Below are 18,257 nucleotides of genomic sequence, written 5' to 3' on the forward strand. Positions count from 1 at the left end.
GGCATCATCAAAATTCCAGGAAGCGAAGGGCAAGATCGGTTTCCCGTTCCCTGGTGGGTTCGCCACGACAGGAGAAGTGGCGAACAAGAGCATCACAAGGCACAACGGATATCGATTCTCGCGGGAGAGTATCGAAGTGAAGATCATTGGGATTCCAATTCAAAGTTGATTTCAGTCGATGGAGAGGCAATGTCGCGAATCAAGTCCGAATTCTCGCCATATCGAGCGGGAACCGCGTCGACCATTTCTTCGACGACAGCTCCTTCGGGCGAGTATTCGTCGGGAGGCACTTGAATCTTCCGGCCTGACTTTCGTTTACCCGCGATACGAACCACGTGCTGCCCTGCCGAAGGTCCTGCGTCGGCGGCAAGCTGGTAGATTCCATTTTCAATCCGTCCTCCTGCCATGGGGCCTTTGGTCTCTCCATGAGGAATGAATTGAATGGATCCTTCATTCAATGGCTGCCCATCGACAGTGACCCTTCCTGAAACCGGAATGCGGTCGAGGTCTGTTTGCGAAGTACACCCCGAGAACGTGAGTAGACCAACCGCAACACCAAACAGCACCGACTGCGGGCAACATGGTTTTGTTCGTCGCCTAATAAACACGGCAAAATCTCCTCTTCTGGGAATGGCTGTTCGTGATTGAATCACAATCCGGCAACGACTTCGCGGCCCTGGGAGGTCGATTTCGCACGCCAAATCGCCAAGTCGATTGTTTCGCTGACAAAGCTCACCGAACCATCACATTGCGCCGTCTGCACACCGCCGGGGTGCCTGCTTCGGGCGGCGACCAATTGCTTATGGACTGCCGTCCAGTTACCGGCTAGAAGTGTCGTGCAGAATTGAACGCTGGCCTGTTCTTCGGCAGTTGGCTCTTGCCGCGTAATCTCATCGCACGCCGAAGCGTTCGGTGATAGCCATGTTGTGAACTGCTGACCTCCTGCGGATCTGGCATATCCGCCATGAATGGGATCGGAGTCCATCGCGATGCATTCCGACATTAGCAGGGTGGTCGACAAACCATCCAGAATGTCTCGAAATTGCTGATTGGTCCCTTGCCGGAACGGCGCTCCTCGGAACGTCACCGAACCTTTGGTTTGCTGTCCGTAATTGGTATTCCCAAAGTTGACGATGTAGTTTCCTCTCCAGCGGACAAACTGCGGTGAAGTGGGATTGTGCAGCAGCATCCCAGCGGAGGGACATTCGAAAGCTGCCACACGCGTTCGCCGCGCTGCTTCGTTTGTGTTTTGACCCGCCTCATTGTTCATCCAATTGACGTTCGAATCGATCAATTCAAAGAGCGCGTCTTGCTCGATAAAGGGCAGAAGGGGCTGCGACCAGCTTTGATCATCCACCCAAGTTCCTCCAGAGGGATGTTTAGGAGTCGTTGCGTTACCCGGAAGTGCTCCTTTCCAACGCGACCCCGGAGGCAGCTTGCCGTGAGTGTCGTGATAGTTGTGCATGGCCAATCCGAATTGCTTCAGTTGATTGCTGCACTGAAGCCGCCGCGCCGCTTCACGCGCTTGTTGCACCGCTGGCAGCAGCAGCCCAACCAGTATTCCAATAATGGCAATGACCACCAACAGTTCTACGAGAGTAAAACCTCTGCGGGGTTGGGGACGATTCTGTAGCATCGGGCACCTCGGAATGAAAGGAAAAGGTGAATTCGAGGAACGTCCTCGACCGCTAAGCGAGATCACCCACCTTTAAGTTGCACGTAATGGCTCGGCGGAGTGACTTAATTAAACGTCACGTTCGGCCGAGTGTCATTCCTTATTTGCGTAAAAGAGTTACGGTATCTTGTCATTGCGGCTGCAGATGCGCTCCCCTGTCCTAGGGTCAACATGCAGGGTCGGTGCGACGATATTGAAGGGGGACAATGCGTTTCGATGCGAGGGGAAATTGCGATGCGACGTGTAGCACTGATCATTGAAACGTCTCGAACTTACGGACGAGACCTGTTGCGTGGCATCAAGCGATACACACACGAACACGAACCTTGGTCGTTATTCGTTGAGGCGCGCGATCTCGACTCCAAGCCGCCCTCTTGGCTTCGCAGCTGGCATGGCGATGGCATCCTCACGCGATCGGGAAGCTATGCGATCGCCAGTGCGGTTCGTCGAACCGGCATCCCGGCGGTGGAACTTCGCTCACGGCGGTGGAATACGAAGCTGCCACACTTAGGCATCGACAATGGTTTGGTCGCGACGATGGTGGCCGAACATTTTCTGGAAAGAGGATTTCAACACTTTGGCGTTTTCGCGTTGGACGTCGAACCTTACTTTGTCGAACGACGCAAGAAATTTGTGTCGTTCCTGCACGAACGTGGTTTCCAATGTTCGGTCTTTCGTCAACCTGGACAACTGGAGAAAGCGGAGGCGTGGGAGTCTCAGCAGCGTCAACTGATGGATTGGATTCGCGAGCTTCCGCGACCAACCGCCATCATGGCTTGTACAGACCAACTGGGATGCTGGTTGCTCGATGCCTGCTTCCGACTTTCCATTCGTGTTCCTGAAGATATCGCGGTCGTGGGGGTAGAAAACGACGAACTGTTGGCCACCATGAGTACGCCGCCATTAAGTAGCGTTCGCTTCCCAGGAGAACAACTGGGATACGAAGGAGCTCGCATGTTGGAACGCATGATGCGAGGAGAAGATCTTGAGATTCGATCGGCGCTACTGGCTCCACTTGGTGTAGAGACAAGGCAATCGTCGGATATCGTGGCAATCGACGACCCGTGGTTGTCGCGAGCGATTCAAATCATTCGTGAAAGAGCCACGGATGGATTGAACGTTACCGATTTAATGACCGAAGTGCCCCTGTCGCGTAGCTCACTGGAACGAGGATTCCGGCAGTTTCTCGGACGTTCACCAAATGAGGAAATCGTTCGCGTTCGCGTTGAACAGGTGTGTCGGCTGCTTCGCGAAACCGACATCAATCTCGACGGCATCGCCCAACGCGCTGGATTCTCCCGAGCTCAATATATGGTGGAAGTTTTTCGGAAACACAAAGGCATGACACCTGGCGTCTATCGCCGGCAACATAAACCTCGCTAGTTCCAGATGAGCCACCATGCTGACAGAACGTGGATGCGGTTGTTCACGCAATCCACAAGGCGATATCGAACACCTTTCTTGCCTTGGGGGGCAAGTGATGCCTCACTCCAAGTTGGAGAGATGTTTCGACTCGGTTTCTCCGCTGTATGGTGCGATTGCATGGAGCCCCGCCGAAAGGTCCTGGTCGGGGGGGGCGAAGCGTTAGCGAGCTTGCGATAGCCGGAGGAGTCGATGACAATCAAAAACATCGGCGGGCAGGATGGGGTAGGGCTGCTGCGGTGTATACCGTTCTCCATCACAGATATATCAGTCTTTCATTCCTTGCGGCAACACGTTCTTTTATTGGATGCAATACGCCGAACTTCATTGCAAATCGAATTTTTCGTTTCTCGAGGGAGCTTCGCATCCGGCGGAATTGGCGGATCAGGCGCATCGATTGGGCTACCGTGCGCTGGCGGTGACCGATCGCAATTCGTTGGCCGGGGTGGTGCGGGCGCATACGGCGGCCAAAGATGTTGGGCTGAAGCTGTTGATCGGTGCGGAATTGCATTTCACCGACGCGACGCCGGTTGTCGTCTGGGCGACTGATCGAGCGAGCTATGGGCGGCTGTGCCAGCTGTTGAGCGCCGGTCGGTTGCGGGCAGAGAAGGGGGAGTGCGAACTGCACTGGCAGGATCTTGTCGATCACCAGCAAGGGCTGCTGGCGGGAGCTATCGTTCCGTCGCCGCGGGATCGCGCGGCGACGGAGGCTTCGCCGACGCAAGATGTCGATTTGCGGCAGGCCTTGGGCCGGTTTCACGATCTGTTTGGCGACCGTGGATATCTGTTGTGCTCGCTGCAACGAGGCGTCGACGATCGCGAACAACTGGCGCGAATGATCGACCTATCGCGGCAAACATCGCTGCCGTTGGTCGCCGCCGGCGACGTTCACTATCACTCGCACCAGCGGATGTTGGTCCACGATCTCGTCACCGCGATCCGACTGGGGACGACGATCGATTCGATTCAAGAGGATCGATTTGCCAACAGCCAACGCCACCTGCGTTCGCTCGATGAGATCGCGGAGATCTTCGGCGAGCAACCGGAACTGTTGGAGCGGAGCTGCGAAATCGCCGACCGCTGCAACTTCCGGCTCGACGAACTGCGGTACGAATATCCCAAAGAAGACCTCGCCCCCGACGGCGTCTCAGCGATCGACTACCTAAAACAATTGGCCTGGCACGGGGCCAAACAGCGTTACCCCGAGGGGGTGCCGCAGCGGTTGATCGAGATGCTGCGGCACGAGACCCAGCTGATCGAGGAGCTCCACTACGAAGCCTACTTCTTGACCGTGTGGGATGCGGTTCGATTCGCTCGCAGCCGCGGGATCCTCTGCCAGGGCCGGGGCTCGGCGGCCAATTCCGCTGTCTGTTATTGCTTGGGCGTGACGTCGATCAACCCGGCCGAGATGGACCTGTTGTTCGAGCGATTCATCAGCCGCGAGCGAGCGGAGGCACCCGACATCGACGTCGATTTTGAGCACCAACGCCGCGAGGAGGTGCTGCAATATCTGTACGAAAAGTACGGCCGCGATCGCTGCGGAATGACGGCGACGGTGACGTCGTATCGTACCAAGAGTGCGATTCGCGAAGTCGGCAAAGCGTTGGGCGTGTCGCTGGATTGCATCGATGCTTTGGCCAAAGTGGCTGAACGCTACGGACAAGAGGACTTCCCCGACCTAGCCGAAAAGGCGGGCCTGCCGCTGGGCAGCGAGGTCGGCCAACGGTTCCTGCATCTTGTCGAATCGCTGCGTGGCTTCCCGCGCCATCTATCGCAACACGTCGGCGGAATGGTGATGACTCAGGGGCTGCTGTCGGAGCTGTGCCCGATCGAAAACGCGGCGATGGAAGGCCGTACGGTGATCCAGTGGGACAAAGATGACCTGGATGAATTGGGGATCTTGAAAGTCGATTGCCTGTCGCTGGGGATGCTTTCGGCGATCCATCGCTGCTTCGACATGGTTGAAAATCACTCCGGCCGCGCGTTGACGCTGGCAACGATCCCACCGGACGATCGCGCGACGTATGACATGATCTGCGCGGCCGATACGGTGGGCGTTTTCCAGATCGAAAGTCGAGCTCAGATGAGCATGCTGCCGCGGCTGCGTCCGCGCTGTTATTACGATCTGGTGATCGAAGTTGCGATCGTCCGTCCCGGTCCAATCCAGGGGAACATGGTCCATCCCTATCTGCAAGCTAGGCAGGATCGTTCGCAGGTAAAATATCCCAGCGAAGCGATCCGGGGCGTGTTGGAGAAGACGCTGGGCGTGCCGATTTTTCAAGAGCAAGCGATGAAGCTGGCCGTTGTCGCGGCCGGGTTTACGCCGGGAGAAGCCGATCAATTGCGGCGTGCGATGGCAGCTTGGCGGCGTCCGGGAGTGATCGATCAATTCCGCAAAAAGCTGCTCGAAGGGATGCAGGCCAACGGCTTTGGGGGCGAGTTTGCCGAACACGTCTTCACGCAGATCCGCGGCTTCGGCGAATACGGCTTTCCCGAATCGCACGCCGCCAGTTTTGCGCTGCTCGTCTACGCGTCGGCTTATCTGAAGTGTCACTACCCAGCCGCCTATTGTGCTTCGCTATTGAACAGCCAGCCGATGGGGTTCTATTCCGCGGCGCAATTGGTTCGCGACGCACAACAGCACGGCGTGCAGGTGCTTCCGCCCGATGTAAACGACAGCGACTGGGACTGCACGCTGCAGCCGATCGATCCGGCGGCCGGCGGCAGCGGCAACTCGGCGCGTTCGCTCGCCGTGCGGCTTGGCCTGCGATTGGTTCGCGGGCTGGCGGAGTCGACGGCGCAGCAGGTCGTCGACGCTCGCAACGCATCGGGGCGATTCACCGGCTTGGCCGACCTGACGCGGCGTGCGGGGCTCAGCAGTGCGCAAACATCGCAACTGGCCGACGCCGACGCGCTGCGGTCGATGTCTCCCAACCGGCGGGCTGCGATCTGGGAATCGTTGGCGCAAGACGACCATCCCGAACGGACGCCGCTGTTTGCCGAAAACGAATCGGGAGACGACGACGAGGTCCCGACAAGCTTGGGAACGCTGTCGTCGATGCAAGAGGTGCATGCGGATTACAGCACGCTGGGGCTGAGTCTGCGAGCTCATCCGATCTCGTTTTACCGCGAGCATCTGAACGAACTGCAAGTCTCTCGAGCTGACCAGTTGCCACCGATGCGCGACGGCCAACATATCCGCGTCGCCGGGCTGGTCGTGCTGCGTCAGCGGCCGGGGACCGCCAAAGGAATCACCTTTGTCACGCTGGAGGATGAAACCGGAGCGATGAACCTGGTCCTGTTCCCGAAGGTTTGGCAGCAGTTCTTTACGATCGCACGGACCAGCAACTTCTGGCTGGTCCACGGCAAACTGGAGAATCGCAAAGGAGTGATCCACGTGATCGTCGGCCGATTGGAAGATCTGTCGGAACAATTCGACAGCGTCGACATCCAATCGCGCGACTTCCATTGATCCCGACGATCGGGACTCAGACGGCGACCTTCAAATTACGCAGCTTTGCGCTGTTGATGGATCCGTTGGCTGGCCGCTTCGACCGATTCGGGCGGAGTGGCAAACGCACCAACTTGTTCCGGTTCGCTTGCGTCGCCGAGCCATTGACGGCAGTCGATCGCTTCCAAAACCTGTTCAGCCACGGCGACAGCGCGAGCGCCATCGGCACCGCTGACCGTCGGCTGGCTGCCGCTTTGGATGCTGATCACAAAGTCGTGCTGTTCGTCCAAGATCGCGTTTCTCGGTTGGATCTCCGGCGACTGCGAAGCCAACCAATGGCTGAACAATTGCTCGCGGAAGTCGGCCAGCGGTCCGGCGGCTGTCAATTCGAACGACCGTTCGGCGATCGACGCCTCGGGCTGAATCAAGGTCGCCGAAGGACCGGAGAAGTCGATGTTGGCGTAGCCTCGCGGGCCGTAGACCTGCATCGTTCGAGCTGCCGCAGGGCTGATTCGCGATGCCTTCAGGTTGGCGACTAGACCGCATTCGAACGTGATCCGAGCTTCGGCAACGTCTTCGTGATCGCTGATCACCGACAATCCGCTGGCGTCGATCCGTTGGACCGGGGCGGAGGTCAGCGAGAGGACGAGGTCGATGTCGTGGATCATCAAATCCATGACAACGCCGACGTCCAAGCAGCGGCCGGGAAAGCTGCTGGCTCGAACCGCTTCGATGTATTTAGGATGCTCGAGCATCGATTCGGCAGCCGACCAAGCGGGATTAAACCGCTCGACGTGGCCGACTTGCAGCGTGCAACCGTTTTGTTTGGCCAAGGCGACCAAACGGTCGGCATCTTCGCTGGTCGTGGTGATCGGTTTTTCGATGAACAGATGCTTTTTGGCGCGAAGCACATCGCTGCCGATCTCCGCGTGCAGATCGGTCGGGGCGGCTAGGATCACGCCGTCGACAAGTCCCAGCAGATCGCGATAGTCGGCGAAAGTTGGCACGCTGAACTGATCCTCGATCGCTTGCCGAGCGGCGGCGAAGGGATCGCTGACGGCGACCAGTTGGACGTCGTCGATCGTGCTGAGCAGTTTTGCGTGGATCTTGCCCAAGTGGCCCGCTCCGATTACGCCAAGCTTCAATCGAGTCATCTTCTCTCTACTCCGTTATCGTTGGGCCAAGTGGCAGATTTGTCGGTGGACGCCCGATCAAGCAGCCTTGCGGCGATCGCGTCCGCGGCCATTCTTGCCGCCGGTTTGATGTTCCAGGAAATCGAGCAGTCGCAGCAGCGACGGTTGGATCGGTCCGCTGTTGAGCAGGCGCTGCCGCGTTTCAGCGACGCCAACCGAGCGGCGATAGTACAGCTTAAACGCCTCGGTGATCACGCGGATTTCATCGTTGCTGAAGTCGTTGCGTTTGAGTCCGACGACGTTGACGGTTCGCGGGCGGGCGGGCGATCCTTCAGCCAACATATATGGCGGCACGTCTTGCTTGACGCGCGAGAGTCCACTAATGAAGCAGTAGGCCCCAACCGATGCGTAGTGGTGGACGGCGACGCCGCCCGACAAGATCGCATCGTGATCGATGTGAACGTGTCCACCCAACATGCAGTTGTTGGCCATCACGATCCGGTCGTTCAGACGACAATCGTGGGCGACGTGGGCGTAAGCCATCAAATAACAATGGTCGCCGATCGACGTGATCCCATCTTCTTTTTCGGTCGCGCGATTGATCGTGCAACCTTCGCGGATCACATTCCCATCGCCGATGATGACCTGCGTTGGCGAACCTTGGTAGCTGAGGTCCTGCGGTTCACCACCGATCACCACGTTGGGAAAGATGTGATTGTTTTCACCGATCGTGGTGTGTCCCATGATCGTGACGTGGTTTTCGATCTGCGTTCCGGTGCCGATGCGAGCATGCGGTCCGATAAGGCAGAAGTGGCCGACGCGAACATCGTCGCCCAATTGAGCGCGAGGGTCGACGACGGCGGTGTGCGCGATGGTGACGCTCATAGGGGAAAGCCCTTCCTTGGGCCACGGTGGTCCGTTTAGTTAATTAGTGACGCATCCATTGCGTCGTTTGATCGTATCAACATTTGCCCAACGACGGCAATTCCGACTTGCGGCAACTGCCTCAGGCCGTTTTACGAGAACCGTTCATCGACCGACAGCTCAATTGTTGCAATTCGGCTGCCATCGAAGCGTTCAGTTCGTGTCCACCGCGGTGGGATACAAAACGTCCGATCAGCGGGAATCCGGCCAGTGCCAGGTCGCCCACCAAGTCCATCGCTTTGTGACGTGCGCACTCATTCTCAAAGTGCAAGCTGTTTTCGACTAACCCATGGTCGTCGAAAATCAACAGATCTTGATTCGTTACGTGTCCAGCAACGCCGCTGGCTCGCAACTGTTTGGCCTGGTCCGCGGTCACAAAAGTTCTCGCTGGAGCCAGTTCTTTGGCGAACGATTCGGGAGTCACCTGGAACGCCGCGGTCTGCGGACGGATCGGGCAATCGTCGCCGTAATCCAACCGGTATTCGACTTCGAAACTATCCGAATCGCTTGGTGAAGCCTCGATCCAATTCGACGCCGAACCGATTCGCAACAAACGATCGACCCGGTAGGGCCGGATCGTAGTCGCTTGTTCGACGCGAGCTGTGGAGTTGAGGGCATCGACAAATGCCGCTGCCGAACCATCCATTCCGGGCATCTCTTCGGCATCGACTTGGATCTCGCAATTGTCGATCTGCAGCGCCGAAAGCGCCGCCATCAAATGCTCGACCATCGAGACCACAGCCCCGGTGTCGCTGCTCAACACAGTTCGCAGCGACATGCTTTGGCGAAACCCGACCAAGCCTGGGACACTTGGGCACCCAGGCAGATCGGTGCGGACAAATCGGATCCCCGAGCCTGGGTCAGCCGGCAGGAAACGCACCGTGACCTGCTGGCCCGACCAGTAACCGCGGCCGGTCACTTGGCAAGCTGCTTCAATCGTGTGCTCGACTCGCTGACAAGTCATAGGAACGAACTCCGATATCGACCGAAAACAAAAACTAGCGAGTGGCGACTTTGGTGCCCATGGCTTGCATGACCATTTGGGTCAGGTCCAACTTAGGGCTGTGGTAGACCACACCCTTCATCACGCCACGCAGAACCGAATCTTGCTTTTCCAGTTCCATCTCTTCGCTGTTGTAACGCAGAACCAGGTCGATTCCGTTGTATTCGGAAACCTGCTTCACGACGGCGCGGATCTTTTGGTAGTTGTCGAAGTAGATACGCGCTTCGGCGTCCGCCAATTCTTTACGCTTGCGGATGGTTTCCAGTTTGACCTTGGATTCCATTCCAGCCAGCTTCTCTTCTTGGCCAGCGTATTCGGGCGAACCTGGCTTGTAAGTCTTCAGCAGTTCAGCTTCCTTCTGCATCGACTTGCGAACGTTCGCCATCTCTTGCTCGTACGCCTTCATCGAGTTTTCGATTTGAGCGACTTCGGACTTGATGGCGTCGGAATTCTTGAAGATGAACGCGACGTCGATCACAGCGATCTTGCCGCCAGCAGCTTGTTGGGCCGATGCCAGCGCTGGCACCATCGCGATGCTCAACAGGGTACCGAGAATGATGGTCGTTGCCTTGGTAATCCGCACGTCTGCTCTCCTTGTCTGGTGCGTTGTAGTTTTGCCACGGGCCGAGCGTCTCAACCTGCGGCGATCGACACATTCCATGAGTCGACCTACGGGGCGGCTATTCTGCCGACCTGTCCAGTTCGCGTAAAGATTAATTTGACCAAAAGATGACCCAAACGGTCATTTCTTTTCGCCCAATGTCGCCTTCACGCTGCGAGGCTGCCCTTGGCGAAGCACTTGAAACTCAAGCGTCTCGCCTCCCGCATGCCTCGCCAAATAGTCCAACACCGTTTGGATCGATGTTAATTTCTGGTCCCCAGCCTGAATCAGAGCGTCGCCCACCATCAAACCAGCCTGTGCCGCAGGCCCATCGGGAACCACTTGGACAATCGTTACCCGATCGTCCGACATGCGAAGCTGAACACCTAAATATGCGGCTTTTTGCTTGCGAATCCCCTTTCCTCGCCGTGTGGTCTGGAAAACGGGCCGCTGCGGTTCGGTCGCAATTTCACGTGTCGCCTCGGTAACCATATCGGTTATCCGGGTCAGTCCGATCAAATTGATTTTGTCGAAATCATCACTTGGTCGGTGATAGTCGTTGTGCAGCCCGGTAAAGAAATGCAGAACGGGAATGCTCTTCTCGTAAAACGATTGGTGATCGCTGGGGCCGTAGCCGCTGGGATCGATGTCTAACGAAAATTGAAACTGCTCGTTCAGCTGGCGGACCATCGCGTCAAAGTTTTCGGCGGTCCCGGTTCCATAGATCGAGAGGACGTTCCCTTTCAGTCGGCCGACCATGTCGAGGTTCAACATCGCCACCGTCTGCTCCAAGCCAAACCGCGGATTGCGGACATAATGAGCGCTTCCCAACAGCCCCCGCTCTTCGCCGGTGAAGGCGATGAAGACGATCCGGCGGCGCTGTGGCTCTTGCGATTGGCTCAGCCGCCGCGCGATCTCCAGCAGCGCGGCGGTCCCGCTAGCATTGTCGTCGGCGCCGTTGTGAACCGCGATTGTTCCGGGAGCCAGCGAACCGATGCCTCCCATCCCGACGTGATCGTAGTGAGCACCGACGATCACCGTCTCCTCGGCCAGCGATCCGCTGCCGGGCAGTTCCGCGATCACGTTGCGAGCCATCACCTTGTCGGTTTGCAGATCGGTTTGGATCGACGCGGTCACGCCCGGCAACAAGCCGCTGATCGGACGGAAGTCGCGGTCGATCGACTGTTCGATATCCAGCAGCGATCGGCCCATCGACTGCTGCAGCAAGCCGTCGATCACGGCCCGAGAGACGCAGACGGTTGGCAGTTTCTTGTCGGCGCTGCCGTTGCCCGCATCGGTGACCTCCAGGAGCGCGTCCTCTGAATTGCTATCATCTTGCTTGCCCAATTCGATCGCCGAAGCGTGGTCGTTGACGACGATCACCCCGACGGCGCCGTGCGCTATCGCGCCGCTCATCTTCGTCGAAAAGTAGGCTGCTGGTGTGGGACTGGTTTTGCCGAGCGGATTGTTCGGATCGCCCAAACGCGGTTCTTTGCGGAGCACGATCACGATCTTGCCCTGCACATCGAGACCGGCGTAGTCGTCGTAGCCGGCTTGCAGCGCGGTGATCCCATAACCGACGAAGGCCAACGGAGCTTGAACCTGTCCCGAACTGCCGAGCGCTAGCGGGGTGAAGGTCTTGCCCAGTTGAAGGTTCAGCGGTGCGGCTCCCTGACGGTCGATCTGCACATGATTTTTTGCAGGGTCGCCGACCGTGGTCGTCGAATCGACGGCTAGCGACTGAAAGGGCTGGCTGTCGATCAATTCGGTTCGCAGGCCGAGGCTAGCAAATCGCTCGGCGATGAACTCCGCAGCTTGAGCGATTTCGGGAGTCCCGACGCCGCGACCCTTGAGTTCTTCGCTGGCGAAATAGCGGATGTCGCGATCGATCCGCTCAGCCGCTTCGAGATCGCTCGCCTTGAGCGATTGCATTCGCTGCTGCGACAGCTCCTCGGCACTCGCAAGTGCAACAGGCAGACCAACAAAAACCAACAGGACCGTGGACAGCCGCGCGTAGATATTCAACCTTGAATTTCCGTCGATGGGAGGCCCGTCGCAGTAACAGCGACCGGCTCACTGGATTAATGGGTGTGAAAGACGACAAACTTGATTGTCGCCGATTCACCCGCCCCAACAACCGGTCGCGCAGCGATTTGCAGGGCTACGGTGCGGTGGTAAGCCGCCGGTTCCAGAGGGACTGCGGCGAGCGGGCGCCGCAGTCGCTTGCTAGCAAATTCGCGATCCACGCTCCGATCGCTCCGGCATTGCGGAGCGATCTTTCAGCGGGAGCGCGAGAGCGTTCGACGAGAGTTGGCAAAGATCTCTCGTCGATGTCAGTCGTCGAACTTCGACCTAGAAGATTCCCTTGTCGAGCGAATCGTCGTCGTCGGAGCCTGCGTCGTCCGCATCCTCGTCCTCTTCGGGTTCGTCCAAACGGACCAGGATGTAGTTCTCCACGCGGTCGGGACCGAAGTGAACCAACAGTGGGACTTCGTCTTGGGTCAGGTTATAGAGACCGGTTTCGGCGACCACCTTGTCGCTCTCCCCGATCCGCATCGCGACGCGTTGGGTGTTCTTATCGACGCGACCTTGGACCGCCGCCGATTCATCGGTTTCGGTGTTGTACAACGTCCCCGAAACGACTCCCGATTTGTCGACCGCCAACTGGATGATCCGCGTCGGTTCGACATCCGATTTGCTGGTCGAGAGCGCAAAGGTTCCAAGCGGCAACCATTCCGCTTCGTCGGCCGCTTCTTCGGACTCCGGTGGCTCAACGGTCGCAAGCACCGCGGCGCTTTGAGCAAATTCATCCGCCGACGCGACGTCTTCACCATCGATGTAGACGCGGTTGTCTTCGTAGGTCACGTTGCCGCCGCTGCCGTAATCGTAATAGATCGGTTCCGACCAAACGGTGGCTGGCGCGGTCCAGTTGAACCACGACGACGCGACGTTCCAGGTCGGCCGCTGCCACCAGTAGCCCCACGGATAGTCGTTGAAGCGATGGTAATAGTGCCATCGGCAGACGCCACTGGGGTGCCGATACCACCAGTCGCCGTGGAACCAGTTGTGGTGATGGTGGTAACCGGTCCAACGCGTTCGCACGTTGTTGCCCCAGCCGTGCCAATAATTGACGCGGCCAGGCCGACTGCCAGCCCAGCCATGCAGGCCGCCCATCTGCCGGTCCCAACGCTTCTCGATGGAAACGATGTTGTTCCGATCGATGTTGACCCATGACGGACGGTTGTTGATCACCGTGTTGCCGATTCCGATGTTGCCAATGTTGATCGGGCGATTGTTCCAGCCCGGCCGACCAGCGGTTCCAGGGGGGATGTGCCCCGGATGTCCTGGGCGGTGATCGGGACGGTGATCGCCCGGCCGATCGGGGCCACCGGGACGGTTGCCGGGGCGATTGGGATAACGATCGCCCACATCGCCAGGTTTAGGGCCCGGCTTGTGTCCCGGCTTGTGTCCCGGCTTGTGTCCCGGCTTGTGTCCCGGCTTGTGTCCCGGCTTGTGTCCCGGTTTATTCCCAGGTTTAGGCCCTGGCCGTACCCCGCCATCGAGACCTAAAAAGTCGCCCAAGTCCCCTGCCGAAGGTCGGTCGTTGTGACCGGGGCGGTTGCCAAAACCAGGCCGGTCATTGCCGCCAGGTCGGTTGCCGAAACCAGGCCGATCGTTGTCGCCGGGACGGTTGCCCGAACCGGGGCGGTCGTTGCCGCCGGGTCGGTTCCCCGAACCGGGCCGGTCGATTTGACCGGGCAGCGTCGAGGGGCGTCCGTGGCCGCCAAGGCTAGGGAAGCTGGGGCGATCGCCCAAGTTGCCGGGCAGTTTGGAGGGCCGGTCCGATCCGGGACGATCCCCCGAGTTGCCAGGCGGTTTGGAGGGGCGGTTCGATCCGGGACGATCGCCGCCACCGCCGAGATTTCCAGGGAAGTTCGGCTTCGAAGGCTTCAGTCCACCGCTAAAGCCGCCGCCGAATCCCGAGTCGCCCGGGCGTGACGAAGGCAGGCTGGGCCGGTTGCCAGTCGATGGCCGAGATGGCGTTGAAGGTCGCGTCGACGGCATCGAAGGACGTGATGGCATGGAAGGCCGAGTCGATGGCATGGAGGGACGCGACGGCATCGAGGGCCGACCTCCGCCACCGCCGCCGCCGAGATGTGGCATGCTAGCCGATCGTCCGCCGCCGCCGACGCGTCCACCGCCGCCGCCACCGTGACCACCGCCGCCGCCGCGGAATCCGCCTGCCAGCGTGAGGTTCCCATCGTAGACGGGCAGCACCAGCAACGCGCAAACAAAGATGATTCGCTTTTTCATGGATTCAAACTTTCGTTGTATTATTGTTGCGTGGTTGTGACGGTGGCTTCCGGCGCGTCGCTTACTTCGACGCGCCGGACCATGACCGATGGGGTGGAAGGCTGCAGTTCGCCTTCGATCTCGCGGCCGACCAATTGGACAGCAAACGCGTCATTCGATTCTGGGGTCAGGATGTAAGTTCCCGAAGCGGTCCGGCCATCTGCCAGTGTCTGAGTCGCTTTGATCAGCCATTCGTCGCCGTTGCGGCTCCACATCCCTTCGCCAAACGATCCGTCGGCGTCGAACGTCCACGAACGCAATTGCTGCCGGATCGGATCCCATCCGATGATCTGCGTGCTCTGCGCGACGCTGCCATCGTCGGCAGTCGCTTGGAAGGATCGGATCAGAAACGACCCGCCGATCGATCGGCGAACCGTTGCGCGAACGGGCGATTCGGTGTCAGCGTCCTGCCACGATCCGACCAACCACTCCAGCTGCGAAATCGCATTGCCCGCCGATGCCGGCGTCGGGGTCAGCATCTCTTCCATCGAATCGATCAACCACTGGTCCCCCTGCTTCTTCATGATCGCCGAAAACTGGTTGAAGACCGGGGCGTTCGATCCGTTGGTGACAGCAACCTGGCCGTCGACACTCGCTATGCTATCGGTGATCATTCGCACATGCTCAACCGTGCCGGAGATCTTGATCGGTGCTTCTTCTTCGAACAGCGTCTTGATATCGCCAACGATCAGATCGCGGCCATCGGTGCGTTCGGCTAAGTTGCGATCCATGTGCGTCGCGTTTTCCGACCAAGCTTTCGAAACCGTATCGAAATCCTTGGCATTAAAGGCAACGACATAGTTCTGGATCGCGGCCCGAACCGCCTCTTCGCTTCCCACCGCGACACCGCTTGGAATTGCCAATACAGAGGTTAGGAGCCAAGCGAAACAATGCATCGATCTCATTTTGTGGTCTCTTCAGAAGTCGGATGAGCGGACGACGCCACGACGCGGCAAGGTCCTAGTTGGGGTGCAGATTGGCCAGCAAGAACTGTTCAGCTATTGAGCCAACTAAGTATAGGGTCCTCCGCAGGCGATGGGAGGAAAAATTGATGGGGCCATTCACCGTTTGAGGTCAGGCACCATTGGTAACCCGGCGCGTAAACCGAGCCCCCGCGTGAATTGCTCGCTTACGCGTCGGGTTGCCAATTCCCCGAGACGATCCCGTTTGAAACAGTGACTTGCCCTGGAAAAATCGATTCTTCGTAAGGCAACAGCCGAATATTAATGTTACAATAAACCTTCCCCCTCCCACCCGCCGAGCGTCTTCGCGCTTGCAACTATCGCCCGCCCCATGCCTCACCTTTCCCAGAGGGCTTCGCTGATGAGCGTATCACCGCGTTCAATTTTCAAAATTGCGCTGCTGTTGATCTTTGCGACCAATGCCGGCTTGGCGCTCGCCGCCGAATCGAGTCCGCCGCACGGAGATCCGTCTCCTGCCGACATCGAATACTTTGAGCGGAAGATCCGACCGCTGCTGCACCAGCATTGTTTCGAGTGCCATTCGGCTGATTCGAAGACGCTGCACGCCGGTCTGCGACTCGACAGTCGATCCGGAATTTTGGAGGGGGGCGACAGCGGACCAAGCGTCGTGCCGGGCAAACCGGACGAGAGTCTGTTGATCTCGTCGATCCACTACAACGACTACGAAATGCCCCCCAAGGGCAAACTGTCCGATCGCGACATCGCCGAACTGACCAACTGGGTTTCTCGCGGCGCTCCCTTTCCAGCCGCCGCCAGCGACGATCCCGCTCCCGCCGCGGGAATCGACATCCAGCAGGGCCGCGAGTTCTGGTCGTTCCAACCGCTGCAAGAGTCGCCGTTGCCGGAGGTCGCCAACGCCGCTTGGCCACAACAACGGATCGATTGGTTTGTGCTGGCCGCTCAAGAACGGGCCGGTTTGCATCCGGCGGACGAAGCCGATCGGCGGACGCTGCTGCGTCGCTTGGCCTTCGATCTGACCGGCCTGCCGCCAACCCTAGCGCAGCAGGAACAATTTGTTAATGACAACGAACCCGACGCGTACGAACGGCTTGTCACCGATTTGATGCAGTCGCCCGCCTTCGGCGAACGTTGGGGCCGTGTCTGGCTCGACCTAGCTCGCTACACCGATGCGACCGCGTCGTGGTTGAACCAAGAGGGGAAGGCGCACCTGTATCGTGACTGGGTTGTCCGCGCGATGAACGCCGACATGCCGTACGACGAATTTGTTCGTCGACAATTGGCGACCGACATGATGCCGGAGACCGAGCCCGAGGATATCGCCGCGCTCGGCTTCCTGGGACTCAGTCCAACCTATTGGAAAGAACTGCAGCTTCCCTGCGAGATCATCAAGGTGATCGTTGCCGATGAGTGGGAGGAGCGGATCGACGCAATCTCGCGGACCTTCTTGGGGCTGACCGTCGCCTGCGCCCGCTGCCACGACCACAAATTCGACCCGATAACCACCGAAGACTATTACGCCTTGGCCGGCGTCATCGCCAGCAGTCGATTGACCGCGAGGCCGACCATTTCGGAAGAGGAATATGAGCCGATCCGATTGGCGAAACTCGAGGTCGCTCGGCTGGGAACCAAAATCAAAGCGCTCAAGAAAAAGAAGCCGCTGCCCAAAGAGGAGATCGACAAACTCACGGCCGCCAAAAACAAACTGGCTACATCGACGCCTGGCTACAGCGATCCGCTAGCCACCGCGGTTAGCGAGGAATCGCTGTATGTCGTCCCGGCGGGGCCAACGAATCACGATGGCACGCGGCTGGATTACAAACCGGGCTCGCAAGATCTGAATCTGTTCATCCGCGGAAATCCCAATCGCTTGGGACCGGTCGTTCCGCGTCGCTTCTTGAGCGTGCTGTCGTCGGACGAACCGACGCCGTTCCAACAGGGAAGCGGCCGCTTGGAACTGGCCGATGCGATCACGCGGCAGGCCGCCCCGCTGACCGCTCGCGTGATCGTCAACCGGATTTGGCTCGCCCACTTCGGCAGCGGACTGGTCTCGACCCCAAGCAACTTTGGCCAGCTGGGCGAACGACCAACGCACCCCGAATTGCTGGACGATCTGGCGGCTCGGTTCGTCGCCAACGGCTGGTCGCTGAAGTGGCTGCATCGCGAGATCGTGATGTCGGCAACGTATCGTCAAGCCAGCCAACGATCGGCCGAACAGGAACAGATCGATCCCGACAATCGTTGGCTCGGCCGCATGAATCGCCGCCGCCTGGATATCGAAGCGTGGCGCGATGCGATGCTGACCGCCAGCGGCCAGTTGGACGCGACCACTCCCGGCGAATCGGTTTCGTTTGACGACAGCAAGAACCACTACCGGACCCTCTATTCGACGGTTCACCGCCGCGATATGTCCAAGGGTTTGCAGCTGCACGACTTCCCCGACCCCAACGGGCACAGCCCCCAGCGGATCGCCACGACGACGGCGCTACAGGGGCTGTATTTGCTGAACAGTTCGTTTGTGGCTGGGCAAGCCGACACGCTGGCAAAGCGGATCGTCCGCGAGACGCCAGGCGACTTGACGCAGCAGATCGATCGGACGCATCGGTTGTTGTTCGGCCGGCCGGCGACAGCGGACGAGGTCGAATTGGCGACTGAATTTCTTGCGGATCAAGCCGACGATCCGACCAGCGACGCATGGCGACAGTACGCCCATGCGGTCTTAGGTTGTAACGAATTCCTTTTTGTGGACTGACC

The 18,257-nt window shown here is 58.9% G+C and carries 12 protein-coding genes; 3 read left to right on the top strand and 9 right to left on the bottom strand.

What is annotated here, in order from left to right; translation table 11 throughout:
- Nucleotides 1–143: 143 nt before the first annotated feature.
- Nucleotides 144–458, bottom strand: a complete 315-nt coding sequence (locus EC9_RS25035; protein WP_145348720.1) for a hypothetical protein — start codon at nucleotides 456–458, stop codon at nucleotides 144–146.
- A 191-nt stretch (nucleotides 459–649) separates the two neighbouring features.
- Nucleotides 650–1,636 (bottom strand): DUF1559 domain-containing protein, encoded by a 987-nt coding sequence (locus EC9_RS25040; RefSeq protein WP_145348721.1) that lies wholly within the window; start codon nucleotides 1,634–1,636, stop codon nucleotides 650–652.
- Nucleotides 1,637–1,909: 273 nt separating this feature from the next.
- Here EC9_RS25040 and EC9_RS25045 point away from each other — a divergent pair, with 273 nt between their 5' ends.
- Nucleotides 1,910–3,058, top strand: a complete 1,149-nt coding sequence (locus EC9_RS25045) for an AraC family transcriptional regulator (RefSeq protein WP_218934430.1) — start codon at nucleotides 1,910–1,912, stop codon at nucleotides 3,056–3,058.
- Between the two features lie 346 nt (nucleotides 3,059–3,404).
- The gene (locus EC9_RS25050) at nucleotides 3,405–6,569 is read left to right on the top strand and encodes an error-prone DNA polymerase (RefSeq protein ID WP_145348723.1); all 3,165 of its coding nucleotides are present in this window, start codon (nucleotides 3,405–3,407) and stop codon (nucleotides 6,567–6,569) included.
- A 35-nt stretch (nucleotides 6,570–6,604) separates the two neighbouring features.
- Here EC9_RS25050 and EC9_RS25055 read toward each other — a convergent pair whose 3' ends face one another.
- The 7 genes from EC9_RS25055 to EC9_RS25085 form a co-directional block, all read right to left on the bottom strand.
- The gene (locus EC9_RS25055) at nucleotides 6,605–7,702 is read right to left on the bottom strand and encodes a Gfo/Idh/MocA family protein (protein ID WP_145348724.1); all 1,098 of its coding nucleotides are present in this window, start codon (nucleotides 7,700–7,702) and stop codon (nucleotides 6,605–6,607) included.
- 57 nt (nucleotides 7,703–7,759) lie between these two features.
- A complete protein-coding gene (gene lpxA, locus EC9_RS25060; RefSeq protein ID WP_145348725.1) occupies nucleotides 7,760–8,566 on the bottom strand; it encodes an acyl-ACP--UDP-N-acetylglucosamine O-acyltransferase in 807 nt (268 codons plus the stop codon).
- Between the two features lie 121 nt (nucleotides 8,567–8,687).
- Nucleotides 8,688–9,569 (bottom strand): UDP-3-O-acyl-N-acetylglucosamine deacetylase, encoded by an 882-nt coding sequence (lpxC, locus tag EC9_RS25065; RefSeq protein WP_145123486.1) that lies wholly within the window; start codon nucleotides 9,567–9,569, stop codon nucleotides 8,688–8,690.
- 34 nt (nucleotides 9,570–9,603) lie between these two features.
- On the bottom strand, nucleotides 9,604–10,191 hold the full coding sequence (locus EC9_RS25070; protein WP_246105869.1) for an OmpH family outer membrane protein: 588 nt from the start codon (nucleotides 10,189–10,191) through the stop codon (nucleotides 9,604–9,606).
- Between the two features lie 159 nt (nucleotides 10,192–10,350).
- On the bottom strand, nucleotides 10,351–12,234 hold the full coding sequence (locus EC9_RS25075; RefSeq protein ID WP_145348726.1) for a M20/M25/M40 family metallo-hydrolase: 1,884 nt from the start codon (nucleotides 12,232–12,234) through the stop codon (nucleotides 10,351–10,353).
- Between the two features lie 327 nt (nucleotides 12,235–12,561).
- A complete protein-coding gene (locus tag EC9_RS25080) occupies nucleotides 12,562–14,523 on the bottom strand; it encodes a mu-protocadherin- cell-suface protein (protein WP_145348727.1) in 1,962 nt (653 codons plus the stop codon).
- Between the two features lie 20 nt (nucleotides 14,524–14,543).
- Nucleotides 14,544–15,467, bottom strand: coding sequence for a YybH family protein (locus EC9_RS25085; protein ID WP_246105870.1), 924 nt, complete (start codon nucleotides 15,465–15,467; stop codon nucleotides 14,544–14,546).
- Between the two features lie 418 nt (nucleotides 15,468–15,885).
- Between EC9_RS25085 and EC9_RS25090 the strand changes: the two genes are divergently transcribed.
- Complete coding sequence (locus EC9_RS25090) at nucleotides 15,886–18,255, top strand: PSD1 and planctomycete cytochrome C domain-containing protein (protein ID WP_218934431.1); 2,370 nt, start codon at nucleotides 15,886–15,888, stop codon at nucleotides 18,253–18,255.
- Nucleotides 18,256–18,257 lie beyond the last annotated feature (2 nt).

Origin of the sequence: Rosistilla ulvae, assembly GCF_007741475.1 — a bacterium.
GTDB classification, from domain to species: Bacteria; Planctomycetota; Planctomycetia; order Pirellulales; family Pirellulaceae; genus Rosistilla; species Rosistilla ulvae.